Genomic DNA, 25,845 nt, shown 5'->3' on the forward strand with positions numbered 1-25,845 from the left:
GGCGCGATTGTGCTTGATCTTCTTTTGGAACGTTCCAATAATTAATTAGAACGTTCCAATAGAAATTATCAATACAGGGAGGGAGACCATGAGCGAGGTCGGTTGGGGATTGATAGGGGCCAGCACCATTGCTGCCGATCACATGATCGGTGCCATCCGCGCGCAGCGCGGGCACACGGTGGCGGCGGTCGCCAGCCGCAGTGCAAAGCGCGCGGCGCAGTTTGCTGCCGAGCAGGGCATTGCCCGCGCCTACGACTCGGTGCCCGCCCTGCTGGCCGACCCGTCAGTCCAGGTGGTCTACGTCAGCTCCGACAACGAACTGCGCCACGCCCAGGTCCTTGCTGCGGCAGCGGCCGGCAAGCATGTCCTGTGCGAGAAGCCATTGGCGCTGACCGTGGAGCATGCGCTGGACATGGTGAGGGCATGCCGGGCCGCAGGCGTGGTGCTGGGCACCAACCACCACCTGCGCAACGCGGCAACGCACCGCAGGATGCGCGAGCTGGTGCGCGATGGCGCCGTGGGCCAGCCGCTGTTTGCGCGCGTCTTCCACGCCATCGAGCTGCCGCCCTCTGTGCAGGGCTGGCGGCTGGAGCGGCCCGAGGCCGGTGGCGTGATCCTCGACATCGGCGTGCATGACGTGGATGCGCTGCGCTTCATCCTGGGGGCTGAGCCGGTGGAGGCGGTGGCGCTGGAGCAGCAAGGACCGCTGTCCCGCAACGGCGTGGCGGACGGCGTGATGGCCGTGCTGCGGCTGGACAACGGCGTGCTGGCCCAACTGCATGCGGCATTCACCGTGGCGCATGCGGGAACCGGCATCGAGATCCATGGCGCCTCGGGCTCGCTCATCGGGCGCGATGTGATGACGCAGCGGCCGGGCGGCGAGGTGCTGCTGCGCAATGGGGCCGGCGAGCAGTCCATTGCCGTGGAGCACCACGGTCTCTACGCGCATGGGGTGGTCGCGTTCTGCGCCGCCCTGCGCGGCGAAGGCCTGCCTGCCGCCACCGGCGAGGACGGCGTGCGCTCGCTGGCGGCGGCGGTGGCCATGGCCCAGGCCTGCCGCACGGGCCGGGCCGTACCCATAGCCAATCCCCTTGCACGGGAACGGGGAGCAGCCGCATGAACAAGCACATCACCGCCGCACAGGCTGCAGCCTTGCTGCGCGACGGCGACATCGTCAGCGTGAGCTCGTCCAGCGGGCTGGGCTGCCCCGACAAGGTGCTGGCCGCCATTGGCGAGCGCTTCGAACGCGAGGGTGCTCCGCGCAACCTGACCACGCTGCACCCGATTGCGGCCGGCGATATGTACGGCATCAAGGGAATGGACCATCTGGCCCGGCCCGGGCTGCTGTCGCGTGTCCTGGCCGGCTCGTATCCCAGCGGCCCGTCCTCGCTGCCCATGCCTGCGATCTGGCGCATGGTGGTGGACAGCCAGATCCAGGCCTACAACATCCCCAGCGGCATCCTGTTCGACATGCACCGCGAGGCGGCTGCGCGGCGCCCGGGCGTGCTGACCCAGGCGGGCATGGGCACCTTTGTCGATCCCGCACAGCAGGGCTGCGCGATGAACGAGCCGGCCAGCCGCCATCCGGTAGTGCGCCTGCAGCATTTCGACGGGCGCGACTGGCTGTTCTTTCCCGCTGTGGCGCCCGACGTGACCGTCCTGCGCGCCACCACGGCCGATGAGCGCGGCAACCTGGGGTATGAGCACGAAGGCGCGCTGCTGGGTGCGCTGGAGCAGGCGATGGCCGCACGCAACAACGGTGGCATCGTCATCGCCCAGGTCAAGCGCATCGTCAGGGCCGGCCACCTGAGGCCGCACGATGTCCGCGTCCCCTGCCATCTGGTGGACCATGTGGTGGTCGATGCCGATCAGTGGCAGACCACGCAGACGGTGTATGACCCGGCCATCAGCGGGGAGGTGGCGCAACCGCTGTCCGGCTTCGAGCCCCAGGCCTGGGGGCCCGAGAAGGTGATTGCGCGCCGCGCCGCCATGGAACTGGCGCACGGGCATGCTGCCAATCTGGGCTTTGGCATTGCGGCCAATGTGCCGCGCATCCTGCTCGAGGAGGGCCTGCATGGCGAGGTGACCTGGATCATAGAGCAGGGCGCCGTCGGCGGCATGCCGCTGCTGGGCTTTGCCTTTGGCTGCGCGGCCAATGCCGATGCCATCGTGGCCTCGCCCCAGCAGTTCACCTATTTCCAGGGCGGGGGCTTCGATGTGACGCTGCTGTCCTTCCTTCAGGTGGATGGCGATGGCAGCGTCAATGTCTCGCGGCTGGGCGCCAGGCCCTATCTGACGGCCGGCTGCGGCGGCTTTGTGGATATCACGGCCCATGCGCGGCGCATCGTCTTCTGCGGACTTTTCACGGCCGGCGCCAGGCTGCGCGTGGGCGACGGGCGGCTGGACATCCTCGAGGAGGGCGGCACGCGCAAGTTCGTCGGCACGGCCGAGCACATCAGCTTCAGCGGCCTGGTCGGGCGCCAGCGCGGGCAGCGGGTGCGCTATGTGACCGAGCGCTGCGTCATCGACCTCGAAGACCAGGGCCTGGTCGTGCGCGAGATCGCGCCCGGCGTGGACCTGCAGCGCGATGTGCTGGAGCGGGCCGGCATGGCGCTGCAGGTGGCGCCCGACCTGCGGCGTATGGATGAGCGCCTGTTCCACGATGCGCCCTTTGGCCTGGCCCTGCAGGCCCGGGAGGTCCGCCGTGGCTGAGACCCTGGTTCAACTGGTGCGCCAGGGCCCCGTGGCCCAGGTCACGATAGACCGGCCTGCACGGCTCAACGCGCTGACCCCGTGCATGCTCGACGCACTGGAGCACATAGCGCGCGAGATCGAGGCCGATGGCGCCATCCGTGCCGTGGTGCTGACCGGCCGTGGCGACAGGGCCTTTTGCGCGGGCGCCGACATCCATGCCTGGGCCGCGCTGCAGCCGCTGGACATGTGGCGGCAGTGGGTGCGCCGTGGCCACCAGGTGTTCGACCGGTGGGCGCGGCTGCGCCAGCCCGTGATTGCGGCGCTCAACGGCCATGCGTTCGGCGGCGGGCTGGAGCTGGCCATCACCAGCGATGTGCGCATCGCCGTCGATACGGCGCAGTTCGCGCTGCCAGAGGCATCGATCGCCACCTGTCCCGGCTGGTCCGGCTCGCAGCGGCTGGTGCGGCTGATCGGCCCCGGCCACGCGAAGTACCTGGCCCTGGGCGGCGTGCGGCTGTCCGCCGATCAGGCGCTGGCCTGCGGGCTGGTGCATGAACGGGTGCCGGCCAGCGAACTGGGCCTGCGCGCTGCTGCGTTGGCCCACGACATGGCAGGCCAGGCGCCCGTGGCACTGCAGCTGACCAAGCAACTGATCAATGCCGCCGCCGGCGAAGACGCACCCGCCGCACTGGAAGCCATGGCCGCAGCCCTGGCCGCGAGCACGGCCGATGCAGCCGAAGGCCTGCGCAGCTTCAAGGAAAAGCGCGTGCCGCGCTACCTGGGCCGCTGAATCTGCGCCGACCTGCCGACCTGCCGATTCGCCGTCCCGCCCTTGCCCCCTGAACCACCCAAGGAGACCGCCACCATGACTGCCGCGAACCCGCTTCCAGCCCATGCAACTGCAGTGAATGCAGGGGCCATGGCCGGCCTCATCCACAGGCCCCCGTTCCATGGCCGGCTGCTCATCGATGGCGCCTGGGCCGATGCGGCCGACGGCGCGACGCTGGAACGCCGCTCCCCGGCCCACGGCACCGTGGCCAGCATCCATGCGCGGGCCGGGCGGGCCGATGCCGCGCGTGCCATTGCCGCAGCACGCCGCGCTGCGGACCACGGGCCCTGGCCCCGCATGAAGGGTGCGCAGCGCGCCAGCGTGCTGCGTGCCGTGGCCGAACGCCTGCTGGACCGCAGGCAGGAATTGGCGCGTATGGAGACGCTGGAGACCGGCAAGCCGCTGGCCCAGTCGCTGGACGAGGTGGGCGCGGCGGCCGACCTGTGGCACTACGCCGCCGCACTGGCGCGCAACCTGCATGGCGACAGCTACGACACGCTGGGCGAGCAGACGCTGGGCGTGGTGCTGCGCGAGCCGCTGGGCGTGGTCGGCATCGTCACGCCCTGGAACTTTCCCCTGCTCATCGTCAGCCAGAAGCTGCCCTTTGCGCTGGCCGCCGGCTGCACGGCCGTGGTCAAGTCGGCCGAGGAAACATCGGCCACCACGCTGATGCTGGGCGAGATCCTCATGAACGCCGGCCTGCCGCCCGGTGCCGTCAACATCCTGCCAGGCGGCGGTGGCGCTGTCGGCGAGGTCCTGGCCGCGCACCCGGACATCGACATGCTGTCCTTCACGGGCTCCACGGAAACAGGCCGGAAGGTGGCCGCAGCATCGGCGCAGACCCTCAAGAAGCTGTCCCTGGAGCTGGGCGGCAAGAACCCCCAGATCGTCTTTGCCGACTGCGACTTCGAGGCGGCCGTCGATGCCACGGTGCTGGGCATGCACTTCAATGCCGGCCAGTGCTGCAACAGCGGCAGCCGCGTGCTGGTGCAGGCGGCCATCGCCGAGCGCTTCGTGGCCGCCGTGGCCGAGCGCGCGCGGCAGGTGCGCGTGGGCGATCCGCTGGACCAGGGCGTGCAGGTGGGCGCCATCACCACGCAGCGCCAGCTGGACGCCATCCTCACCCACATCGAGGCCGCGCGCCAGGCCGGCGCCCGCGTGGTGCTGGGCGGCAGCCGCATGGCGCGCCCGGGCCTGTATGTGGAGCCCACGGTACTGGCCGGCGTGACGCCGGACATGGCCATTGCCAGGCAGGAGGTCTTCGGGCCCGTGCTCGCGGTGCTGGTCTTCGAGGACCTGGACGATGCGATCGACCTGGCCAACGCCACGCTCTACGGCCTGTCGGCCGCCGTCTGGAGCCGTGACTTCAGCACCTGCCTGGCGGCGGCGCGGCGCATCAAGGCCGGCACGGTCTGGGTCAATACCTTCCTCGAAGGCCATGCCGAGCTGCCTTTCGGCGGCTACCGCCAAAGCGGCCTGGGCCGAGAGCTGGGCCGCCGTGCCGCCGAGGACTACACCCAGGCCAAGACCCTGCACATGCACCTGGGTGCGCGCAGCCACTGGTATCTGCCCATCCACGAAGGAGACACGGCATGAAGCGGCCACTGACTGCCATGGCGCTGGCCATGGCCCTTGCCACACCGCCGGCCGCCATGGCCGGGCAGAGCGTCGAGGTCCTGCACTGGTGGACCGCTGGCGGCGAGGCCGCCGCGCTGAACCTGCTCAAGAGCGGGCTGGAAAAGCAGGGCGTGCGCTGGAACGACATGCCCGTGGCCGGTGGCGGCGGCGAGGCGGCCATGACGGCGGTGCGCGCCCGCGTGACCTCGGGCAACCCGCCCACGGCGGTGCAGATGCTGGGCTTCGACATCCTGGACTGGGGCGGCCAGGGCGTGGTCGCCGACCTGGATGCCCTGGCCGCGCGCGAGGGCTGGGACAAGAGCGTGCCGCAGGAGGTGCAGAAATTCTCGCGCTACCAGGGCCGCTGGATCGCGGCGCCGGTCAACATCCATTCGACCAACTGGCTGTGGGCCAACCGGCAGGTGCTGGCCCAGGCGGGCGTGACGGCCGAGCCAGCGAGCTTTGACGAATTCATCGCGGCGGCGCGCAAGGTGCGCCAGGCCGGCTTCATCGCCATCGCCCATGGCGGCCAACCCTGGCAGGAGGCCATCGTGTTCGACAGCGTGGCCCTGTCCACGGGCGGCGCCGACTACTACCGCAAGGCCTTCATCGAGCGCGATCAGGCCACCATCCGGTCGGCGACCACGCGCAAGGTATTCCAGCGCATGGCGCAGATCCGCAGCCTGGTGGACAAGGATTTTTCGGGGCGCGACTGGAACGTGGCCTCGGGCATGGTCATCGCCGGCAAGGCGGGCTTCCAGATCATGGGCGACTGGGCCAAGGGCGAGTTCCTCAACGCCGGCAAGCAGCCCGGCAAGGACTTTGCCTGCTACCGCTTCCCGGGCACCCAGGGCATGGTGGCCTTCAGTACCGACCAGTTCGTGATGTTCAGGCTGTCCGACGCGGGCAAGGCGGCCGCTCAGCGCAAGCTGGCGGCCGCCATCATGGAGCCGGCCTTTCAGTCGGCATTCAATGTCGTCAAGGGTGCGGCGCCTGCGCGCCTGGACGTGGCGGATACGGCCTTCGACGAATGCGGCAAAAAGGCCATCCGCGACGTGGCCGAGGCCGATGGCCGGCGCAGCATGCTGGGCTCCATTGCGCTGGGCCATGCGACGGCCGCATCGGCCAAGAACGCCATCTATGACGTGGTCACGCGCCACTTCAACGGCCAGATCGACGATGCCAGGGCCGTGGCCGAGCTGGCCTCGGCCCTGGCCGACTGATGGAGGACCCTGCCATGAAGGCCGGCTGGCTCCCCAGGCTGCTGCTCAGCCCCAGCGTGCTGCTCACGCTGGTGTGCGTGTACGGATGCATTCTGTTCACGGTCTATCTGTCGTTCACGGCATCGACCCTGCTGCCGCGCCATGAATGGGCCGGCACCGCTGCCTACACGCGGCTGCTGGGGCTGGAGAACTGGAAGATCTCGGCGAACAACCTCGCGGTGTTCGCCAGCCTCTACATCGCCATTGCCATGGCGCTGGGCCTGGTACTGGCCATCCTGATCGACCAGAAGATCCGCGCCGAGGCCGTGCTGCGCTCCATCTTCCTGTACCCCATGGCCCTGTCCTTCATCGTCACGGGAACGGCGTGGAAATGGCTGCTCGACCCCGGCGTGGGCCTGGAAAAATCCATGCACCTGCTGGGCTGGCAGGGTTTTGCGTTCGGCTGGATCAAGGACGGCGACATGGCCATCTACTGCGTGGTCATCGCCGCCGTGTGGCAGACCAGCGGCTTTGCCATGGCCCTGTTCCTGGCGGGCCTGCGCGGGGTGGACTCCGAGCAGATCCATGCGGCGCGGCTCGATGGCGCGCGCACCTGGCAGATCTACTGGCGCATCATCCTGCCGCAATTGGGGCCGGTTTTCGTATCGGCCTTCGTGATCCTGGCGCACATGGCCATCAAGTCCTATGACCTGGTGATTGCGCTGACCAATGGCGGGCCCGGCCGTTCGACCTGGCTGCCCTCGGTGTTCATGTACCAATACTCGTTCACCCGCAACGAGATGGCCGTGGGCGCGGCCAGCTCGGTGCTGATGCTGCTGGCCGTGGGTGCCATCGTCCTGCCCTATCTCTGGGGCGCCATGCGCAGCGCAGGAGGTCGCCATGACTGAGCTGCGCACACCCTGGTCCGTGACACGGCGGCTTCAGCCCTGGCGCGTGCTGCTGTATGCGGCGCTGGTCCTGCTGGCGGCGGTCTTCCTGCTGCCGGTCTATGTGATGCTGGCCAATTCGTTCAAGCCGCTCGACGAGATCCGCAGCGGCCACCTGCTGGCGTTGCCCGGCCAGTGGACGCTGGCGCCCTGGCGCAGCGCCTGGAGCACGGCGCAGATCGGCGTGCAGGCCACGGGGCTGAGACCGTTCTTCCTCAATTCCTTCCTGGTGGCCGTGCCATCCGTGCTGCTGTCCACGGCCCTGGGCGCGCTCAACGGCTGCATCCTGACCCAGTTCCGTTTCCGGGGGGCGGACCTGCTGTTCGGCGCCATCTTGCTGTCGGTCTTCATTCCATTCCAGATCGTGCTGATTCCCATGGCCAAGATGCTGGGGGTGCTGGGCCTGGCGGGCAGCCTCAAGGGCCTGGTCTTCGTCAACACGGTGTACGGCATAGGCTTCACCACGCTGTTCTTTCGCAACTACTACGCGGCCTTCCCGGCCGAGCTGGTGCGCTCGGCGCGCATGGATGGCGCGGGGTTCTTCGGGCTGCTGTGGCGCGTGCTGCTGCCCAACAGCCTGCCCATCGTCGTGGTGGCCGCGATATGGCAGTTCACCAGCATCTGGAACGAGTTCCTGTTCGGCGCCTCGTTCAGCGATTTCAGCTCCTACCCGCTGACCGTGGCGCTGAACAACCTGGTCAACAGCAGCACCGGCGTCAAGGAATACAACGTCCACTTCGCGGGGGCGTTCATCGCGGCCTTGCCGACGCTGGCCGTGTACCTGGTGTCGGGCCGGTTCTTCGTGCGCGGGCTGATGGCCGGCGCCGTCAAAGGCTGATGCCCAGCATCTTGCAGTGAGGCATTCCATGGCATTCCTTGATCTCGACCGCATCCACAAGCGCTTCGGCGCGGCCAGCATCCTGCAGGACATCAGCATTGCCGTGCAGGAGGGCGAATTCCTGGTCCTCGTCGGCCCGTCGGGCTGCGGCAAGAGCACGCTGATGAACATCATCGCGGGCCTGGAGCCGCCCAGCGGCGGCCGCCTGGCGCTGGGCGGCCGCGACATCACCCACGCAGCGCCGGCCGAGCGCGACATCTCCATGGTGTTCCAGTCGTATGCGCTGTACCCCAACATGACCGTGGCGGGCAACATCGGCTTTCCGCTGGAGATGCGCAAGGTGGACAAGTCGCGGCGCCTTGCGCGGGTGCAGGAGGTGTCCAGGCTGCTGCAGATAGAGCACCTGCTGGGGCGCAAGCCGCGCCAGCTGTCGGGCGGCCAGCGCCAGCGCGTTGCCATAGGGCGGGCGCTGGCGCGCGAGCCGCAGCTCTACCTTTTCGACGAGCCGCTGTCCAACCTCGATGCCCAGCTGCGCGTGGACATGCGCGCCGAGATCAAGAAGCTGCATCAGCGCCTGGGCGCCACCATCATCTATGTCACGCACGACCAGATCGAGGCCATGACCCTGGCCACGCGCATCGCCGTCATGAAGGGCGGGGTGCTGCAGCAGCTGGGCACGCCGCAGCAGGTCTACAACCGGCCGGCCAACACCTTTGTGGCGGGCTTCATGGGGTCGCCGCGCATGAACCTGCTGCCTGCGCGCGTGGGTGAGGGGGCGGGTGAGGGGCAGGGCGGTCCCTTCCTCGATATCGGCGGCCAGTCCCTGCCCCTGCCGCAGCCGCTGGCCACCGCGCTGCAGGGCCACGCGGGCCGCGAAGTCATTGCCGGCATACGTGCCGAGGCCGTGGGCCTGATGCCCGAAGGCGTGCCGGCCGCCCCCGGCCAGGGCCTGGCCGAGGCCCGCGTCGAACTGCTGGAGCCCACCGGATCGGACACGCTGGCCCTGCTGAAGCTCGGTGGCCATGCGTTCACCGCGCGGCTGCCGCCCGATGCGCCGTTGCGCGCCGGGGACAGGGCACGCCTGCTGATCGACCTGTCTCGGCTGGTCTGCTTCGATGCCGCCACCCAGGCGCTGATCGCATGACCGCCATGGCGCACAACGGGCTGGACTGCGATGTGCTCATCATCGGCTCGGGCGTGGGCGGCTCGGCCGTGGCCCTGCAACTGGCGGACAGCGGTGCGAGCGTATGGGTGCTGGAGCGCGGCCCGGTGCTGCCGCGCGAGGCGCAGAACTGGGACATCGAGGCCGTCTTCGCCGAAAGACGCTACCAGACCGACGAGGTCTGGTACGCCAGCGGGCGGGCGTTTCGGCCCGGCATGTTCTATTTCGTGGGCGGGCACACCAAGTTCTACGGCACGGCCATGCTGCGCTTTCGGCAGCGCGATTTCGAGGCGGTGGAGCATGAGGAGGGCATCTCGCCCGCCTGGCCGCTGCGCTATGCCGATCTCGAACCCTGGTATGCCCTGGCCGAGCAACTGTTCGGCGTGCGCGGCCAGGGCGGCGCCGACCCCACGGAGCCGCCGCGCAGCACGGCCTATGCCCATCCCCCGGTGCCGCACGAGCCGCTGCTTTCGCGCATCGAGCAGCGCTTGCGTGCCCAGGGCCTGCGGCCGTTTCCCATGCCCTGCGCCATCGACCTGGGACCGGGCGGGCACTGCCGGCGCTGCGCCAATTGCGACGCCGTGCCCTGCATGGTGGGGGCCAAGGGCGATGCCGAAACCTGCCTGCTGCGGCCTGCGCTGGCGCGCCGCAATGTGCGGCTGCACACCGGCGTGCACGTTCAGCGCCTGCTCACCGATGCGGGGGGGCGGCGCGTCGTCGCGGCGGAGGTGGTGGACCGCGGCGTGGCGCGCCGCATCACCGCGGGGCTGTTCGTGCTCAGTGCCGGTGCCATCAACTCGGCGGCCCTGCTGCTGCGCTCGGCCAATGCGCGGCATCCGCGCGGCCTGGCCAATGGCAGCGACGTGGTGGGCCGCCACTACATGACGCACAACACCACGGCCCTGATGGCATGGCACCCGTTCAGGCGCAACCGCACGCGCTTTCCCAAGACGCTGGCGCTGCACGACTTCTATTTTGGCGACGGCGCGGGCGGCCCGCCGCTGGGCAGCCTGCAACTGCTGGGAAAGATCCGCGAGCCCATGCTGCGTGCCGCCCTGCCGGGCACCCCGAGGTGGCTGCGCAGCGCGCTGGCCGAGCGCAGTGTGGACTGGTACGCGCAAAGCGAGGACCTGCCCCACCCCAGCAGCCGCGTCACGCTGCGCGCAGACGGAGCCATCGACCTGCACTGGCACCGCACCAACCTGCGCGCCCACCAGCGTTGGGTGGCGCGCTGCGCCCAGATACTGCACGGCACCGGCTACCCGCTGGTGCTGTCGCGCGGCTTCGGCACCGAGGTGGTGTCGCACCAGTGCGGAACGGTGCGCCTTGGGAGTGATCCGGCCACCTCGGCGCTGGACCCGCAGTGCAAGGCCTGGGAGCTGGACAACCTGTATGTGGTCGATGCGGGATTCTTCCCGTCCTCGGCCGCCGTCAACCCCGCGCTGACCGTGGCTGCCCAGGCCCTGCGCGTGGGCAGCCACCTGCGTCACCACCTTCAGGAGCTGCTGCCATGAATCCGCAATCGACGGCACGGCGCCCCGTGGCCCTGGTCACCGGCGGCAGCCAGGGCATAGGCGCCGCCATTGTGCTGCAACTGGCGCACGACGGCTTTGACGTGGCCATCACCACGCTGCAGGACGACGGCGCCAGTGACGGCGCCAGCGTCGCGCAGATCCAGGCCTGCGGCGCGCGTGCGCTGCATGTGCGCGGCGACCTGGCCGACGTGCACGACCACGCTCGTGTGCTCGATGCGGTCTGCGCCTGGGGCGGTGTGCCGTCCTGCCTGGTCAACAACGCAGGCATGGGATCGCCGCGCCGCGGCGATCTGCTGGACATCCGCGCCGAGGATTTCGACCTGGTGATGGCCACCAACCTGCGCGGCAGCTTCTTTTTCACGCAGGCCGTGGCGCAGCGCATGCTGGCTGCGCCTTCCGGCGCTGCGCGGTCCATCGTCACCGTGTCCTCGGTCAGCGGCGAGATGGCGTCGGTGGAGCGCGGCGAGTACTGCCTGTCCAAGGCCGGCCTGGGCATGCTGACGCGCCTGTTCGCGCTGCGCCTGGCGGCGCACGGCATTGGCGTGTTCGAGCTGCGCCCCGGCATCGTCCGCACTGCCATGACGGCGGGCGCTGCCGATCGGTACGACGGCCTGATCGCTGCGGGCCTTGTGCCCATGGGCCGCTGGGGCCGGCCCGAGGACGTGGCGCAGGCCGCCAGCGCGCTGGCAAGCGGCAGGCTGGCGTTTGCGACGGGGTCGGTGCTGCATGTGGATGGCGCGCTCTCCATCGCGCGGCTGTGAGGAGGATGACCATGGACAGCTATGACTACATCATCACGGGCGCGGGCTCGGCGGGCTGCGTGCTGGCCAACCGGCTGAGCGCCGACCCCTCGGTGCGCGTGCTGCTGCTGGAGGCCGGGGGCTGGGACTCGCATCTTCTGTACCACTGGCCTGCGGGCTTTGCGCGCATGACCCGGGGCCGGGGCTCCTGGGGATGGCAGACCGTGCCGCAGCGGCATCTGAACCAGCGCGTGCTGCGCTACACGCAGGCCAAGGTCATCGGTGGCGGCTCGACCATCAACGCCCAGCTGTACACGCGCGGCGTGCCGGCAGACTATGACGACTGGGAGCGCCTGGGCGGCGCCACGGGCTGGTCCTGGCGCGACGTGCTGCCGTACTTCAAGCGGTCGGAGAACAACCAGCGCTTTGCCAACGAGTACCACGGCTACGGCGGCCCGCTGGGCGTGTCCTGCCCCGTCAGCCCGCTGCCCATCTGCGAGGCCTTCTTCCAGGCCGGCCAGGAAATGGGCATGCCCTTCAACCCCGACTTCAACGGCGCCGCGCAGCAGGGCCTGGGCTACTACCAGCTCACGCAGTGGAATGCGCGCCGTGCGTCGGCCGCCACCGGCTTCATCGATCCGGTGCGCATGCGCCGCCCCAATCTGACCATCCAGCTGCAGACCCAGGCGCTGCGCGTGCTGGTGCAGGGCAGGCGCGCGGTTGGCGTGGAGGCGGTCTCGGGCACCAGCCGCACGCCTTTCAGCGTGCACGCCAGCCGCGAAGTCATCGTCTGCTCGGGCGCCATAGGCTCGCCCAGGCTGCTGATGCACTCCGGCATAGGCCCTGCCGACCATCTGCGCAGCGTGGGGCTGGCGCCTGTGCATGACCTCCCTGGTGTCGGCTCCAACCTGCAGGACCACCTGGACCTGTTCGTGATCGCCGAATGCACGGGCGACCACACCTACGACAAATACCAGCGCCCCTGGCACGCGGCCTGGGCGGGCCTGCAGTACCTGCTGCTCAAGAAAGGGCCGGCCGCCTCCAGCCTCTTCGAGACCGGGGGCTTCTGGTATGCCGACCCCGATGCGCTCGCGCGCTCGCCCGACATCCAGTTCCATCTGGGGCTGGGCTCGGGCATAGAAGCCGGAATGACCGGGCTGGAGAACGCGGGCGTGACGCTGAACACGGCCTACCTGCGCCCCCGCTCGCGTGGCACGGTCCGGCTCGCGGATGCAGACCCGGCGTCGGCGCCCTTGATCGATCCCAACTACTGGGCAGACCCGCATGACCGGGCCATGTCCATCAAGGGCCTGCGCCTTGCGCGCAAGCTGCTGTGCCAGCCCGCGCTGCGGCGCTACGTGCACGGCGAGGTATTGCCGGGCGGACATCGGGACAGCGATGCCGAACTGTCTGACTACGCCTGCGCCCATGCCAAGACCGACCACCATCCCGTGGGCACCTGCCGCATGGGCCCCGAGCACGACCCGGACAGCGTGGTGACGCCGCAACTGCAGCTCATCGGCATGGAGGGGCTGCGCGTGGCCGATGCGTCCGTGATGCCCTTCATCCCATCGTGCAACACCAACGCTCCCACCATCATGGTGGCCGAGAAGGCTGCCGACCACATCCTCGGCCGACTGGCTTGAGGCAGGAGACCCCCATGCAGATCCTCCTTCCCCGAAGCGACGGCCGTCTCGTGCCACTGGCCATGAAGGCCAGTCCCATCGCTCCCGCGGGCCCGGCCCCTGCCTTCAACCGCAGCGTCTACGCAGCGGCCCATGTGGTGATCGACCCGTTGGCCGCCACGCATCCCTGGGATGGCCCGCCTGCCATCGATTGGGAGGCGACGCTGGCCTTCCGCGAGCATCTGTACCGCCTGGGCTTCAAGGTCGCCGAAGCCATGGACACGGCCCAGCGCGGCATGGGCCTGGACTGGCCATCGGCACGCGAACTCATCCAGCGCAGCGCGCGCCATGCGCGGGCAGTGGGCGGCCAGCTGGCCTGCGGCGCGGGCACCGACCAGCTGGCGGCGCAACCCGGCGTCACGCTGGCACAGGTCGAGGGGGCCTACCGCGAGCAGATGGACGTGGTGCAGGCCGAAGGCTGCCCCGTGGTCCTCATGGCCAGCCGCGCCCTGGCCCAGGCCGCGCGCGGCCCGCAGGACTATCTGCAACTCTATGACCGGCTGCTGGACGCTGCCGACCAGCCCGTGGTGCTGCACTGGCTGGGCGAGATGTTCGACCCTGCGCTGCGCGGCTACTGGGGCAGTACGGACCTGGCGCAGGCCCTCGATACCGTCGCCGCGCTGATCGCAGCGAAGGCGCCCAAGGTCGAAGGCATCAAGGTATCGCTGCTCGATGCGCAATGGGAGAGGGCGCTGCGCCGCAGGCTGCCTGCGGGCGTGAAGATGTACACGGGTGACGATTTCCACTACGCCGAACTCATGGCCGGCGATGGGACGGCAGCCGGTGAGGGCGGCCACTCCCACGGCCTGCTGGGCATCTTCGACCCCATCGCCCCAGTGGCGGCCGTGGCGCTGGCAGAACTGGCCCAGGGCCGCAGCGGGCGCTTCCGGGAACTGCTGGATCCCACGGTGGCGCTGTCGCGCGAGATTTTTTGCGCGCCCACGCGGCATTACAAGGCAGGCATCGTGTTCCTGGCCTGGCTCAATGGCCACCAGAAGCACTTCTCCATGGCCGGCGGAATGCAGTCTGCACGCGGGGCTGTGCACTTTGCCAAGGTGTTCGAGCTGGCCGATGCCTGCGGTGCGCTGGCCGACCCGGAACGGGCCAGCGCGCGCATGAAAAGCTATCTGTCGGTGGCCTGTGGCGTCGAGGCTTGAAGCAGGATTGCCCGGATCTTGCTCCGCCTTCCCCAGGCCGGCAGCTCACACCGCACTCACTCCACGCTCACACCAGGCTCACACCAGGCTCAGGGATTCATCGCATCCTGGCTGCAGCATCGGCTGCAGCCCGAGCATCAGATCAAGGTTCTGCACCGCCGCGCCGGCGGCGCCCTTGCCCAGGTTGTCGAACACGGCGGTCAGCAGCACCTGCTGCTCCTGCGGCTGCCCGAACACCGCGAGCCGCATCCGGTTGCTGCCATTGAGCGCGCGCGGATCGAGCCGCTGCGCATCGGCGTCCTCCTCCAGGGGTTGCAGCTCGATGCAGGGCTGGCCCTGGTACCGCGCCTGCAGCGCAGCGTGCAGGCTGCGTGCGGTCACACCCGCGGGCAGCAGCCGCAGATGCAGGGCGATGGTCAGCACGATGCCTTGCCGGTAGTGGCCATAGGCCGGCACGAACACCGGCGCATGGGCCAGGCCGGCATGCTGCTGGATCTCGGGCACGTGCTTGTGGTGCAGACCCAGGCCATAGACCTGCAGGGGCACGGCAGTCGTGGCGGCAGCGCCCTCATGGTCCAGCAGTCCTGCGCGGCCCCGTCCCGAATAGCCCGATACCGCGTGAATGGCCAGCGGGTAGTCGGGGGGCAGCAGGCCCGCGTCGATCAAGGGCCTGAGCAGTGCCAGCGCACCTGTCGGATAGCAGCCGGGATTGCTGACGCGCCGGGCATGGGCGATGCGTTCAGCCTGGCCTGCCTCCAGTTCCGGCAGGCCATAGACCCAGCCCGGTGCGGTGCGATGCGCAGAACTCGCATCGATCACGCGCACGCCGGGCCGGCGCACCAGCGCCACGGCCTCGCGCGCAGCCTCGTCCGGCAGGCACAGCAAGGCGATGTCGCAGTCGTTGAGCGCCTCGGCCCGGTGCGCCGTGCTTTTGCGCAGGTCGGCCGGCAGTTGCAGCAGGCGCAGGTCGGTCCGATCCGCCAGCCATTCGCGCACCTGCAGGCCGGTGGTGCCTTGGTCGCCATCGATTAAAACAAGAGAGGTCATGGGTTGCTCCGATTGGGTGTGGAACGCATGGTGCAGCGCCTGCCGCATGCAGGCCAGTTGAATCTGACAAACTACGGATTCATGATTCCTGAATTGCTGGCAACCTGGGACACCGCACCATGCGCGAAATCAATCTGGACCGTCTGCGCACCCTGCTGACGGTGGCCGACCTGGGCTCATTCGTTGCCGCCGCCAAGGTGCTGCACCTGGCGCCGCCCACGGTGACGCTGCATGTGGCGCAGCTCGAAGAGCGTCTGGGCACACGTCTATTGCACCGTGCACCGGCCGGCGTCACCGCCACATCGGCGGGCAGCCTGCTGATAGACAAGGCGCGCCAGCTCCTGGCCGAGGCCGATGATCTCCTGCAGACCGTGCAGCGCCAGATCGCCACGCGCGGGGGCCGCGTGCGCCTGGGCGCCTCCACCGGCGCACTCGCGCACCTGTTGCCCCAGGCGCTGGAAACCCTGGCCGCCCGGCATCCCGAGATCGACGTGCAAGTGGCGGTGATGACCAGCGAGGAAGCCCTGGCGCGCCTGGCTGCCGGCAGCCTGGACATCGGCATCGTTGCCTTGCCGCAGCCCGTGCTGCGCGGGCTGCAGGTGCAGGCCTGGCGCCAGGACCCGGTGCTGGCCTTCATCCCGGCCGCCTGGAAGCCGCCGCGGCACATCACGCCCGCCTGGCTTGCAGCCCGCCCCCTGATCGCCAACGACCGTGGCACCCGGCTGTCGCGCCAGACCGCCGAATGGTTTGCCGCAGGCGGCGCCCGGCCGCAGGCACGCATCGAGCTGAACTACAACGACGCAATGAAGAGCCTGGTGGCGGCGGGCTACGGCGCCGCGCTGCTGCCCCATGAGGCCGGCGCACCGCAGCCTGACCCCCGCATCACCACGCGGCCCCTGCGGCCGGCACTGTCAAGGGCGTTGGGCATCGCGCATCGCAAAAGGCCGGATGACGACGCGACGACGGTGACGATTGAGGTTTTGATGGGGATGCGGGGGCGTTGAAGGGGGAGGGGGCGCCGTGCGTTCGGGGCCATGGCTGATGTTGCTTGCGCCGCATCAAGCGCGGCCTGGTCGCCCGACTTTGCCCCGGAGCTCGCTGGGGTTGAGTACGTACTCGGGGCTGTCCACCAGACGTTGAACGGCCAAATCGATGAATGCACGGGCTCGTACTGGCTGGGACGACCTGCTTCCGAAGTAGACGAAGTAGCTGGCGTAGTCCGGCATGTGGTCCACGAGGATCGGGATCAGCTTGCCGGAGCGGATAAACGGTGCCGCGGTGACGCCCGCGAGCTGGGCCAGCACCTTGCCGGCCAGGACGGCTTGCAGCTCAAACAGCTCGTCGTTGCTGCAGATCGTCGGGGCGACTGGCTGGTCGGCGGCCTGGCCGTCGATCTTCACCCGCCACGGCAGCACTTTCCCCGTGCTCGGATGCCGATAAGCGCTGCAGCGGTGTGTGGCCAGGTCAGCCAACGACTCGGGCACACCGTGCTTCGCGAAGTAAGAAGGTGCACCGCAGATGGGTAACTGAACCGGGAACAGCCGCCGTGCAATCACGCCCTCATGGGGCGACGGGCCGAGGCGAAAGCCCACGTCCACGCGATCCTCCACCCAGTTGCCGATACGGTCGTCCAGCAGGACGTCGGGCTGGATCCCTGGATGCATATCGCAAAACTCGTCGACCAGGCGCCAGAGAATCGGCTGGAACGTGGTGCGAGGGCCCGTGATGCGCAGCGGGCCCGCAAATTCATCCCGTGCCGACTTGGCGGACTGCAGCGCTCTGTGCATTCCCGTCACGGCCGGCCGCACGTCTTCGAACAGCCGCTGTCCTGCATCGGTCAGCGACATCACACGCGTTGTCCGATGGAACAGGCGCACGTCCAGATGGGCTTCCAGCTGGGCCAATGCCTTGCTTGCCGCCTGGGGGCTGATGCCAAGGTCTGCTGCGGCTTTGCGCAGGCTGCCAAGTTCCGCTGCCTTGATAAAGGTCGTGATGGATCGAAGCTCGTTGATCGCCATGAATGGCCTCCTCGCGGCTTTCATTGTCATTGAATTGATGCTAATTCAACAACTCAAATGCATCTATTCAGATGCCAGTCCGTTGCCTAAAGTTCGTGCCATCGAACCTCTACAAGGCAAAGCTCATGCAACACGTCGTTCTGAACAACGGTCTTCACATGCCCATGGTCGGGTATGGCGTCTTCCAGATCGCCGATGCCAATGAGTGCCAGCGCAGCGTCGTCGACGCCATCGAAACCGGCTACCGGCTGATCGACACCGCCGCCTCCTACATGAACGAAGAAGCGGTCGGCAAGGGATTGCGCTCCAGTGGCGTGCCGCGTGACCAGCTCTTCGTCACCAGCAAGCTCTGGGTGCAGGAGACCGGCTACGAGCGCACGCAGCAAGCCATCGACAAGTCCCTGCGTCGGCTGCAGCTCAGCTACCTCGACCTGTACCTGATTCACCAGCCCTTCGGCGACGTCCACGGTTCGTGGCGCGCGATGGAGGACGCCTACCGCGCGGGCAAGCTGCGCGCCATCGGCGTCAGCAACTTCCAACCGGACCGCCTGATGGACATCAAGGCGTTCAACGAGATTGCACCGGCGGTCAACCAAGTCGAAGTGAATCCCTTCCAGCAGCAGTTGGAAGCCGTGCCGTTCATGAGAGAGATGGGTGTGCAGGCCGAGGCCTGGGCTCCGTTTGCCGAAGGCCGCAACGGTCTCTTCCAGAACGAAGTGCTGATCGGCATCGCCCGGCACTACGGCAAGTCGGTCGGCCAGGTGGTGCTGCGCTGGCTGGTACAGCGCGGGATCGTCGCGCTCGCCAAGTCGGTCCGCAAGGAGCGCATGGCAGAGAACATCGCCATCTTCGACTTCGCACTCAGCGACGCCCACATGGCAAGCATCGCCACGCTCGACACCAACACGAGCAGCTTCTTCTCTCACCGCGACCCGGCCATCGTCAAGTGGATGTCCGAGCGCAGGCTGGACATCTGAGTGACCGCGATGAACGCCGCGCAATCCTGCCCCATCCGCAACGAGAACAAGGTCCTGGCCATCATCGTTGCCAGCTACCTGATGATCGTCGTGGACATCTCCATCGTCATCACGGGTCTGCCCCGCATCCAGTCAAGCCTGGGCTTCACTTCGGCGCAACTGTCATGGGTGACCAATGCCTATACGCTGGCTTTCGGTGGCTTGCTGCTCCTGGGTGCCCGCGCTGGCGACATCCTGGGCCGCCGGCGGATGTTCATCCTGGGGCTGGCGCTGTTCACACTCGCCTCCGTCTCCATCGGCCTGGCGCCTGGCGCAAGCTGGTTGCTGGTCTCCCGCGCAATTCAAGGTGTAGGCGCCGCCGTCCTTGCACCGTCCACGCTCGCACTGCTGTCCACGCATTTCGCGGAGGGGCCAGGCCGCACCCGGGCGCTCTCGCTGTACGCGGCGGCTGCCGGTGTCGGCGCAACCCTGGGCCTGGTCTTGGGCGGCCTGTTCGCTGATTTGGTGTCCTGGCGCGCAGGCTTTTTCATCAACCTGCCGATAGGGTTGCTGTTGATCGTCGCTGCGCGTGGCCACATTGCCGAGACCCAGAAGCAGGAAGGCCAGTTCGACGTGGGCGGCGCCATCAGCTCGACCATAGGGATGACGGCGCTGGTCTACGGCCTGGTTCGAGCAGCCGAAGCTGGCTGGCACGATGGCCTCGCACAGGGGGCCCTGGTCGGGGGCATGCTGATGATCCTGCTCTTCATCGGCATTGAGCGCCGGGTCCGGCAACCCATCCTGCCGATGCGCCTGCTCACCAGCCCGCAGCGAGCCGGTGCGTACATCACGCGCATGCTCTTCCTGGGCGGCGCCGTCGGCTTCTGGTTCTTCTGTACGCAGTTCCTGCAGGGCGTGCTGCATCTGCGGCCCATGCAAGCGGGCATTGCCTTCCTGCCCGTGACGCTGCCCAACTTTGCCTCGGCCATGGCCGTGCCCGGGCTGGCCCGCCGCTTCGGCAACGAAACGCTGCTTCTCGCCGGCCTGCTGCTCGGAATGGTGGGCCTCGCCTGGTTGGGCCAAGCGCATGCGCTATCGAGCTATTGGACCGGCATCGCCCCGCCCATGGTCCTGATCGGACTGGGCCAGGGCTTGTTGCTGGCACCGCTGACCGCGGCCGGTGTGGCGGGAGTGGCGCGTGAGGACGCGGGTGCTGCCTCCGGCCTGGTCAACGTGGCTCACCAGTTGGGGGGAGCACTGGGGCTTGGACTGCTGGTTCTTGTCTTCGCCAGCGCTGGTTCGTCCATCGATCAACAAGACAGTGCTGCCCTCGCGCATCGCATTGCTGCCGTCATGGACGTGGCCGCTGTGCTGCTCGGCCTGGCGCTGATCGTCTCGTGGTTCTTTATCGTCAAGCCGCACCGCCGCCATCAGGCGAAACAACAGGAGGCGCTCTCGTGAAATCACTGCTTTCAATGGCCCTGAGCGGTGCGGTGACAGCCGCTGCGGCGCAGTCTGCCGGTCCTGGCGCAATGCCGCCCGTCGTCGAAGTTCGCCCCGCGTCTGCGCAGCAGGTCACCGTTGGATCGGCCGAGACGTTCACCGGCGACGTCCGCATCAGCTCACCCTTTCAGGCGCTGCTCCCCGCAACGGCCGGTGGAGCGACCGTCACGTTCACGGCCCGTGCGCGGACGGCCTGGCATACCCATCCGCTCGGTCAGACGCTGATCGTCACCGAGGGACAGGGCCTTGTGCAACAACAAGGCCAGCCGGCGCTCATCATTCGCCCGGGCGATGTCGTGACCATCCCGCCCAACGTGCGCCACTGGCATGGCGCCGGGCCTCAAGGCTCCATGACCCACATCGCCATTGCCGAGAAAGAAAACGGCAGCGCCGTGGCCTGGCAGGACAAACTCTGCGAGCAGGACTACCAGGCCGCCGTGGTGAGCGCAGGCCTTTCCGCGATGACCGGCCAGAGGGCACAGCAGCCGCAGAAGCCACAGGAGCCACAGGAGCCACAGAGGGTCGTGCAGCCTGCGTCCGATTCGCTGAGCCCCAGGCAACGCGCCATTGCGCTCATGGCCGCCTTCACGGCAATCAGCGACATGCCCCGGCTGGGCATGGCACTGAACCAGGGGCTGGACGCGGGCATGACAGTCAGCGAGGCCAAGGAAGTCCTGGTGCAGCTCTACGCCTACGCGGGCTTCCCCAGAAGTCTCAATGCGCTCGGCGAACTGCTCAAGGTCGTCGAGCTGCGCAAGCAGCGCGGCGTGCAGGACGCGCCGGGTCGCGACCCCAGCCGAGCCGTGTCCACCGGCCGTGAGTTGGTGCTGGCCGGCCAGGCCAATCAGACCGAGATTTCAGGTGGACCGGTCCAGGGCCCGGTGTTCGAGTTCGCGCCGATCATCAATCAGTTTCTGCAGGCTCACCTGTTTGGCGACATTTTCGAGCGCGACAACCTCGATTGGCGCAGCCGCGAGCTGGCCACGGTCGGAGCGCTGGCTGCGACACCGGGCGCAGAGAACCAGCTGCGGTCCCACATGCGAGCCAGCCTGCGCGTGGGTCTGACCGCATCGCAACTGCGGCAGCTGAGCCAAGCGCTGGCGCAAGGGGTCGGCCCCGAGGTGGCAGCCCGCGCCAATGACGCACTCGTGCAGGTCCTCGACGCTGCATCCAAAGGCTGATGATGAGCATCACCCGCATCTTCCGCGCAGGAGCACTTGTCTTGGCTGTATCGCTGGCAGGTTGCGCCTCTCATTCGGACAGTTCGCCGAGGCCCCTGGTCATTCAGCGCCAGGGCAGCTTCGCGGTCGGTGGCGTTGTGAAGACGGTGCCCGGCGTCTACGACAACGACAAGCCGACAAGCGCAGGGCAAAGCTTCCACGGCGATCACCTCTACGCCTTCTATCAGGTCCCGCAGAATCCGAGGCCTTTGCCCATCGTGATGCTGCACGGCGCCTTCCAGTCGGCTCGGAGCTGGGAAACGACGTCGGATGGCCGCGAGGGCTTCCAGAACCTGTTCCTGCGCCGCGGCTTCCCGGTCTACCTTGTCGATCAGCCGCGCCGAGGCAGGGCCGGCAACAGCACCGTCGCCACGACGACCGAGCCGACGCCCTACGACCAGCTGTTCTTCGACCAGTTCCGTTTTGGCAAGTGGCCGAGCTATTTCGACAACGTGCAGTTCGACCGCCAGCCGGAGACGCTGAACCAGTTCCTGCGCTCGGTGACGCCGAACACCGGCGCCTATGACGCCAACGTGATCGCCGAGGCGATGGCTGCGCTCTTCACCAATACAGGCCCGGCCATCCTCTTCACGCACTCGCAGGGCGGCGGACCTGGCTGGCTGACAGCCATCAAGAGCGCCAACGTCAAGGGCGTCGTGGCGTTCGAGCCGGGCAGCGGCTTCATCTTCCCGCCGGGGGAGCTGCCGGCCGCCATGCCCAGCGCTGCGGGAACCCTGGCGCCGGAGGCTGTATCGGCACAAGACTTCCAAAAGCTCACCCGCATCCCCATCGTCATTTACTACGGCGACAACTTCCCCACTGAGCCCACCACCGAGCGCGGCCAGGACAACTGGCGCGTCCGGCTCGCCATGGCTCGCCTTTGGGTGGACGCCGTCAACAGGCACGGCGGAGATGCGCAGCTCGTGCATCTGCCTGAGGTGGGCATACGCGGGAACACCCACTTCATCATGTCCGACCTGAACAACGTCCAGATCGCGGACCTGGTGTCCTCCTTCCTCACCAGGAAGAGGCTCGATTGACCCTTTCGCCTGGTTCGCAAGAACCGCACAGATGTCTCAGTAGATCGGACGACCCATGACCCACGTATCCATTGACACGAAGCGCCGCGAGTTCCTGGGCACTTCGGCCATCGCAATTTCTGCAGCAGCCCTCGGAGCTACAGCCATGGCTCTTCCCTCGCCGTCATCAGCGGCCGATTACAAGAAGAACCCCTTCACGCTCGTCTATGGCGACGCCATCACGCAGAACCTGCCTGGCAAGGTGAACATCCACCCGGTGAAGTACAAACTCGGCGGCTTGGACATCGTGGCCAATGTCTATACGCCGGCGAACTTCGACCCGGCAAGGAAGTACCCCGCTGTCGTCGTTGCACACCCCAACGGTGGTGTGAAAGAACAGACCGCCGGTCTGTATGCCCAACGCTTGGCCGAGCACGGCTACGTGGCGATCACGGCCGATGCAGCCTATCAAGGCGGCAGCGGTGGCCTGCCGCGTTCAGTGGACACGCCGATGAACCGCATCGAGGACATTCATGGCATGGCGGACTTCATCACCACCTACGCGGGCGTCGATGCGGATCGTCTCGGCCTCCTCGGCATCTGCGGTGGCGGCGGCTATTCGCTGGCAGCGGCGAAGACGGACAAGCGCTTCAAGTCCGTTGCAACGCTGAGCATGTTCAATTCCGGCAGGGTCCGCCGCAACGGTTTCGCAGACTCGCAGCTATCCACGATCCAGCAGCGCCTGAAGCAGGCCTCGGATGCCCGTGCTCAGCAGGTGGCCGGTGGCAAGATCCTCTACTCGGGCGACGCGGACATGACGGACGAGCAGATCGCAGCGCTGCCCTTCGAGATGTACCGACAGGGCTATGAGTACTACTGGCGCACGCATGCCCATCCCGGCTCGACCTTCAAGTACACGACGAGCAGCCTGCTGGACCTGATGCGCTGGGACGCCACTGACCAGATCGAACTGATCGAGCAACCCTTGTTGATGATTGCCGGCAGCAAGGCGGACAGCCTCTACATGACCGAGGAGGCGTTCGCCAAGGCCAGCGGTGCCAAGGACAAGGAGCTGTTCAAGATCCAGGGCGCAACCCACATTGAAACCTATTGGGTCCCTGAATACGTTGAGGCCGTGGTGGCCAAGCTGGTCCCGTTCTACGGGAAGAACATTTGACAGGGCGGGGTGAAACACTCCGATGCAACACGGGCGTGTGAAGGCGGCTGAGTCCAATGACATTGAACGCCAATGCAGCCTGGCGACTGCTGGAGGTCCGTGCTCGCGGCTTGTGCACAGGCGCTGCCGGCCCGAACCGGGCCTTCACCAGGTGCACCAAAGCAGGTCGCAGTGTCCAGGCCCCAGGCTCCCCGGCATGATGGAGATGCCGGGGGGTGCAGACAGCCAGCGAGCCGTCGGGTTTGTCTTCGACCTGGTATCAGGGATCTGTAGTTTGCCGCTTGACCTTCAACTCAAGTTGAAGCTTAAGCTCCTTATCCTCTCATCAAACAAGATGCTGCAAGGATCGATATGCAAACCATTTTGGGCGCCAATGGCCAGATCGCGGTGGAGCTGGCGCGCGAGCTCCAGCGCAACTACACGCAGAACCTGCGCCTGGTCAGCCGCAAGCCGCGCAAGGTGAACGATACGGACGAGCTGGTGTCCGCCGACCTGATGAATTCCGCGCAAACCCTGGAGGCCGTGCGTGGCAGCGAGGTCGTGTACTTCACCGCTGGCCTGCCACCAGACACCGAATTATGGGAAAGGCAGTTTCCTGCCATGCTGCGCAACGCGCTCGATGCCACGCGGGCAGCGGGGGCCAAATTTGTCTATTTCGACAACACCTACATGTACCCGCAAACCGCGCAGCGGCAGACCGAGGAAACCGCCTTTGCACCGGTGGGCCGCAAGGGGCGCGTGCGCGCCTTGATGGCCGAGATGGTGCTGGCCGAGATGCAGCGCGGCGATATCCCCGTCGCCATTGCCCGCGCGCCAGAGTTCTACGGCCCCGGAAAAACCCAAAGCATCACCAACACGCTGGTGATCGGCCCGCTCAAGGCGGGCCAGAAGGCCAAAGTGCCGGTCCGTGACGACAAGCTGCGCACCCTGATCTGGACGCCCGATGCAAGCCGCGCCATGGCAGCCATTGGCAATGCGCACGATGCGTATGGCCAGACCTGGCATCTGCCTTGCTGGGACGAGCGGCTGACCTATCAGGCCTTTGTGAACCTGGCGGCTGCAACCTTTGGGGTTGAGCCGCGCTACAAGGTACTGAGCCACCTGGCCATGGTGGTTGCTGGCTGGGTCTCCAAGCCCGTGCGCGAACTGCGTGAACTGCTGCCACGCTACGCGCACGACAATGTGTTTGATTCGTCCAAGTTCAAGCGCCGCTTTCCCGACTTTGCTGTCACCAGCTACGCACAGGGCCTCAAACAAATCGCGCAGGAGTCTTCATGAGTACGCCACGTGTCTTGCATGTCGTCACCAATGTCGCTCATTACGACGACCCTGCGCACGCCACAGGGCTGTGGTTGTCGGAGCTGACCCATGCCTGGGATGTGTTTGCTTCGCAAGGGTACCCGCAGCAACTGGTGAGCCCGCTGGGTGGCGCCGTACCGCTGGAGCCGCGCGCACTCCAATGGCCGCTCTTCGATGCTTCGGCCAAAGCCTGGCTCGATGATCCCGCGCGCATGGCCCTGCTGGCGAACACTGCGGCACCTGCCGATATCGATGCGAACGATTTCGATGCCATCTACTTCACTGGAGGGCATGCGGTGATGTGGGATTTTCCCGATAGTGCGGGGTTGCAGCGCATCACACGCAGCATCTGGGAGCGAAGTGGCATCGTTGCATCGGTTTGCCACGGCTACTGCGGCCTGCTCAATACGCAGCTCAGCGACGGCTCTTTGCTGGTCGCGGGCAAACGGGTCACGGGTTTTTCATGGACGGAAGAAATCCTGGCCGGAGTGGCCCGGTCCATGCCCTACAACGCCGAGCAGGAAATGAAGATGCGCGGTGCGCGCTATCAAAAAGCCTTGCTGCCTTATATCTCGTATGTGGTGGCCGATGGCCGCCTCATCACCGGTCAAAACCCGGGGTCGGCCAAAGCGACTGCAAAGCAGGTGGTGCACGCTCTGGCAAGGCGCTAGGGCCGCGTTCCAAACTGCCGCAGGCCTATGCCACGCTTGCCCGCTTCTTGTGTCCGGTGCGCATGAGCTTGCCCATTTTTTCTTCAGCCGCTGCTTCAGAGGCCAAGGATCCGGATTGCTGGGCCAGTACATGTGAGAGCACGCGGCGTGCGTTGTCATGGCAATCCATGTTGTCTGGCCGCGCTTCAATATCGGTCAACAAAGCCTGCAACTGCTTTTTGCTGGTTTGCAGCTTTTTCTCCATGGCCTTGATATCGGCAATTTTTTGGCGCAGCGCGCCCACGACGGCCTCATGGTCCCAGCCTTGCAGGCCGGGCGGCAAGAGTGCACGAATTTCATCCAGGCTGAAGCCCACGCCCTGCGCCATCGCAATCAGCTCCAGCATCTGCACCATCTCAGGCGGATAGCTGCGGTAGCCATTCAAGCCACGCTCAGCCGCTTGCAGCAGGCCGCTTTGCTCATAAAAACGAATGCGTGATGTGGACAGTCCTGTGCGTTTGCTCAGTTCACCAATGTTCATGCGCAACCT

At 67.2% G+C, this 25,845-nt stretch carries 23 protein-coding genes; 20 read left to right on the forward strand and 3 right to left on the reverse strand.

The annotated features are described in order from the left end of the window. Positions 1-88 precede the first annotated feature (88 nt). From DELCS14_RS12650 to DELCS14_RS12705, 12 genes are all read left to right on the forward strand, one after another. Positions 89-1,120, forward strand: a complete 1,032-nt coding sequence (locus DELCS14_RS12650; protein ID WP_013801956.1) for a Gfo/Idh/MocA family oxidoreductase — start codon at positions 89-91, stop codon at positions 1,118-1,120. Then, a complete protein-coding gene (locus tag DELCS14_RS12655; RefSeq protein ID WP_013801957.1) occupies positions 1,117-2,712 on the forward strand; it encodes an acyl CoA:acetate/3-ketoacid CoA transferase in 1,596 nt (531 codons plus the stop codon). Before DELCS14_RS12650 ends, DELCS14_RS12655 begins: the two co-directional genes overlap by 4 nt. Beyond that, positions 2,705-3,484, forward strand: a complete 780-nt coding sequence (locus tag DELCS14_RS12660; protein ID WP_013801958.1) for an enoyl-CoA hydratase/isomerase family protein — start codon at positions 2,705-2,707, stop codon at positions 3,482-3,484. Before DELCS14_RS12655 ends, DELCS14_RS12660 begins: the two co-directional genes overlap by 8 nt. Before the next feature lie 75 nt (positions 3,485-3,559). Next, entirely contained in the window at positions 3,560-5,119 is a 1,560-nt protein-coding gene (locus DELCS14_RS12665) for an aldehyde dehydrogenase family protein (protein ID WP_013801959.1), read from the forward strand. Beyond that, positions 5,116-6,363: an ABC transporter substrate-binding protein gene (locus DELCS14_RS12670; RefSeq protein WP_013801960.1), complete on the forward strand. Its 1,248-nt coding sequence runs from the start codon at positions 5,116-5,118 to the stop codon at positions 6,361-6,363. The genes DELCS14_RS12665 and DELCS14_RS12670 overlap by 4 nt, the downstream gene beginning before the upstream one ends. A 14-nt stretch (positions 6,364-6,377) precedes the next feature. After that, a complete protein-coding gene (locus DELCS14_RS12675) occupies positions 6,378-7,250 on the forward strand; it encodes a sugar ABC transporter permease (RefSeq protein WP_013801961.1) in 873 nt (290 codons plus the stop codon). After that, positions 7,243-8,127 (forward strand): carbohydrate ABC transporter permease, encoded by an 885-nt coding sequence (locus DELCS14_RS12680; protein WP_013801962.1) that lies wholly within the window; start codon positions 7,243-7,245, stop codon positions 8,125-8,127. The genes DELCS14_RS12675 and DELCS14_RS12680 overlap by 8 nt, the downstream gene beginning before the upstream one ends. Positions 8,128-8,155: 28 nt before the next feature. After that, positions 8,156-9,271, forward strand: coding sequence for an ABC transporter ATP-binding protein (locus DELCS14_RS12685; protein WP_013801963.1), 1,116 nt, complete (start codon positions 8,156-8,158; stop codon positions 9,269-9,271). Then, entirely contained in the window at positions 9,268-10,803 is a 1,536-nt protein-coding gene (locus tag DELCS14_RS12690; RefSeq protein ID WP_013801964.1) for a GMC family oxidoreductase, read from the forward strand. The genes DELCS14_RS12685 and DELCS14_RS12690 overlap by 4 nt, the downstream gene beginning before the upstream one ends. Beyond that, positions 10,800-11,585, forward strand: coding sequence for a 3-ketoacyl-ACP reductase (locus DELCS14_RS12695; protein WP_013801965.1), 786 nt, complete (start codon positions 10,800-10,802; stop codon positions 11,583-11,585). Before DELCS14_RS12690 ends, DELCS14_RS12695 begins: the two co-directional genes overlap by 4 nt. Positions 11,586-11,596: 11 nt before the next feature. Further along, positions 11,597-13,210, forward strand: coding sequence for a GMC family oxidoreductase N-terminal domain-containing protein (locus DELCS14_RS12700; RefSeq protein WP_013801966.1), 1,614 nt, complete (start codon positions 11,597-11,599; stop codon positions 13,208-13,210). 14 nt (positions 13,211-13,224) lie between these two features. Continuing rightward, positions 13,225-14,406, forward strand: coding sequence for a dihydrodipicolinate synthase family protein (locus DELCS14_RS12705; RefSeq protein WP_013801967.1), 1,182 nt, complete (start codon positions 13,225-13,227; stop codon positions 14,404-14,406). A gap of 78 nt (positions 14,407-14,484) precedes the next feature. Here DELCS14_RS12705 and argC read toward each other — a convergent pair whose 3' ends face one another. Further along, positions 14,485-15,453, reverse strand: coding sequence for an N-acetyl-gamma-glutamyl-phosphate reductase (gene argC, locus DELCS14_RS12710; RefSeq protein WP_013801968.1), 969 nt, complete (start codon positions 15,451-15,453; stop codon positions 14,485-14,487). A gap of 119 nt (positions 15,454-15,572) precedes the next feature. Here argC and DELCS14_RS12715 point away from each other — a divergent pair, with 119 nt between their 5' ends. Beyond that, positions 15,573-16,457, forward strand: a complete 885-nt coding sequence (locus DELCS14_RS12715; protein WP_013801969.1) for a LysR family transcriptional regulator — start codon at positions 15,573-15,575, stop codon at positions 16,455-16,457. Between the two features lie 54 nt (positions 16,458-16,511). Here the strand turns inward: DELCS14_RS12715 and DELCS14_RS12720 are convergent, their stop codons facing one another. After that, positions 16,512-17,471, reverse strand: a complete 960-nt coding sequence (locus DELCS14_RS12720) for a LysR family transcriptional regulator (protein ID WP_013801970.1) — start codon at positions 17,469-17,471, stop codon at positions 16,512-16,514. Positions 17,472-17,596: 125 nt separating this feature from the next. Here DELCS14_RS12720 and DELCS14_RS12725 point away from each other — a divergent pair, with 125 nt between their 5' ends. The 7 genes from DELCS14_RS12725 to DELCS14_RS12755 all read left to right on the forward strand — a co-directional run bounded on the left by DELCS14_RS12725 (position 17,597) and on the right by DELCS14_RS12755 (position 25,316). Further along, positions 17,597-18,448: an aldo/keto reductase gene (locus DELCS14_RS12725; RefSeq protein WP_043796054.1), complete on the forward strand. Its 852-nt coding sequence runs from the start codon at positions 17,597-17,599 to the stop codon at positions 18,446-18,448. Positions 18,449-18,457: 9 nt separating this feature from the next. Then, on the forward strand, positions 18,458-19,888 hold the full coding sequence (locus DELCS14_RS12730) for an MFS transporter (RefSeq protein WP_013801972.1): 1,431 nt from the start codon (positions 18,458-18,460) through the stop codon (positions 19,886-19,888). Then, a complete protein-coding gene (locus DELCS14_RS12735) occupies positions 19,885-21,111 on the forward strand; it encodes a carboxymuconolactone decarboxylase family protein (protein ID WP_013801973.1) in 1,227 nt (408 codons plus the stop codon). Before DELCS14_RS12730 ends, DELCS14_RS12735 begins: the two co-directional genes overlap by 4 nt. Positions 21,112-21,113: 2 nt before the next feature. Beyond that, the gene (locus tag DELCS14_RS12740; RefSeq protein ID WP_083829122.1) at positions 21,114-22,190 is read left to right on the forward strand and encodes an alpha/beta fold hydrolase; all 1,077 of its coding nucleotides are present in this window, start codon (positions 21,114-21,116) and stop codon (positions 22,188-22,190) included. 55 nt (positions 22,191-22,245) lie between these two features. Beyond that, positions 22,246-23,346 (forward strand): alpha/beta hydrolase, encoded by a 1,101-nt coding sequence (locus DELCS14_RS12745; protein ID WP_083829080.1) that lies wholly within the window; start codon positions 22,246-22,248, stop codon positions 23,344-23,346. A 351-nt stretch (positions 23,347-23,697) separates the two neighbouring features. Next, positions 23,698-24,624 carry an NAD-dependent epimerase/dehydratase family protein gene (locus tag DELCS14_RS12750; RefSeq protein WP_013801976.1) on the forward strand — a complete coding sequence of 309 codons (927 nt, stop codon included), beginning with the start codon at positions 23,698-23,700 and terminating at the stop codon, positions 24,622-24,624. After that, complete coding sequence (locus DELCS14_RS12755) at positions 24,621-25,316, forward strand: type 1 glutamine amidotransferase domain-containing protein (protein WP_013801977.1); 696 nt, start codon at positions 24,621-24,623, stop codon at positions 25,314-25,316. The genes DELCS14_RS12750 and DELCS14_RS12755 overlap by 4 nt, the downstream gene beginning before the upstream one ends. A gap of 25 nt (positions 25,317-25,341) precedes the next feature. Here the strand turns inward: DELCS14_RS12755 and DELCS14_RS12760 are convergent, their stop codons facing one another. Next, positions 25,342-25,836: a MerR family transcriptional regulator gene (locus DELCS14_RS12760; protein WP_013801978.1), complete on the reverse strand. Its 495-nt coding sequence runs from the start codon at positions 25,834-25,836 to the stop codon at positions 25,342-25,344. Positions 25,837-25,845: the final 9 nt, after the last annotated feature.

The sequence above is a fragment of the Delftia sp. Cs1-4 genome (genome assembly GCF_000214395.1).
GTDB lineage: Bacteria > Pseudomonadota > Gammaproteobacteria > Burkholderiales > Burkholderiaceae_C > Comamonas > Comamonas acidovorans.

Coding starts and splice junctions, on each gene's coding strand:
- DELCS14_RS12760 (WP_013801978.1), bottom strand. CDS start 25,836: ATGAACATTGGTGAACTGAGCAAACGCACAGGACTGTCCACATCACGC.
- DELCS14_RS12685 (WP_013801963.1), top strand. CDS start 8,156: ATGGCATTCCTTGATCTCGACCGCATCCACAAGCGCTTCGGCGCGGCC.
- DELCS14_RS12690 (WP_013801964.1), top strand. CDS start 9,268: ATGACCGCCATGGCGCACAACGGGCTGGACTGCGATGTGCTCATCATC.
- DELCS14_RS12655 (WP_013801957.1), top strand. CDS start 1,117: ATGAACAAGCACATCACCGCCGCACAGGCTGCAGCCTTGCTGCGCGAC.
- DELCS14_RS12715 (WP_013801969.1), top strand. CDS start 15,573: ATGCGCGAAATCAATCTGGACCGTCTGCGCACCCTGCTGACGGTGGCC.
- DELCS14_RS12675 (WP_013801961.1), top strand. CDS start 6,378: ATGAAGGCCGGCTGGCTCCCCAGGCTGCTGCTCAGCCCCAGCGTGCTG.
- DELCS14_RS12750 (WP_013801976.1), top strand. CDS start 23,698: ATGCAAACCATTTTGGGCGCCAATGGCCAGATCGCGGTGGAGCTGGCG.
- DELCS14_RS12725 (WP_043796054.1), top strand. CDS start 17,597: ATGCAACACGTCGTTCTGAACAACGGTCTTCACATGCCCATGGTCGGG.
- DELCS14_RS12665 (WP_013801959.1), top strand. CDS start 3,560: ATGACTGCCGCGAACCCGCTTCCAGCCCATGCAACTGCAGTGAATGCA.
- DELCS14_RS12650 (WP_013801956.1), top strand. CDS start 89: ATGAGCGAGGTCGGTTGGGGATTGATAGGGGCCAGCACCATTGCTGCC.
- DELCS14_RS12705 (WP_013801967.1), top strand. CDS start 13,225: ATGCAGATCCTCCTTCCCCGAAGCGACGGCCGTCTCGTGCCACTGGCC.
- DELCS14_RS12695 (WP_013801965.1), top strand. CDS start 10,800: ATGAATCCGCAATCGACGGCACGGCGCCCCGTGGCCCTGGTCACCGGC.
- DELCS14_RS12740 (WP_083829122.1), top strand. CDS start 21,114: ATGAGCATCACCCGCATCTTCCGCGCAGGAGCACTTGTCTTGGCTGTA.
- DELCS14_RS12755 (WP_013801977.1), top strand. CDS start 24,621: ATGAGTACGCCACGTGTCTTGCATGTCGTCACCAATGTCGCTCATTAC.
- DELCS14_RS12720 (WP_013801970.1), bottom strand. CDS start 17,471: ATGGCGATCAACGAGCTTCGATCCATCACGACCTTTATCAAGGCAGCG.
- DELCS14_RS12730 (WP_013801972.1), top strand. CDS start 18,458: ATGAACGCCGCGCAATCCTGCCCCATCCGCAACGAGAACAAGGTCCTG.
- DELCS14_RS12745 (WP_083829080.1), top strand. CDS start 22,246: ATGACCCACGTATCCATTGACACGAAGCGCCGCGAGTTCCTGGGCACT.
- argC (WP_013801968.1), bottom strand. CDS start 15,453: ATGACCTCTCTTGTTTTAATCGATGGCGACCAAGGCACCACCGGCCTG.
- DELCS14_RS12700 (WP_013801966.1), top strand. CDS start 11,597: ATGGACAGCTATGACTACATCATCACGGGCGCGGGCTCGGCGGGCTGC.
- DELCS14_RS12680 (WP_013801962.1), top strand. CDS start 7,243: ATGACTGAGCTGCGCACACCCTGGTCCGTGACACGGCGGCTTCAGCCC.
- DELCS14_RS12670 (WP_013801960.1), top strand. CDS start 5,116: ATGAAGCGGCCACTGACTGCCATGGCGCTGGCCATGGCCCTTGCCACA.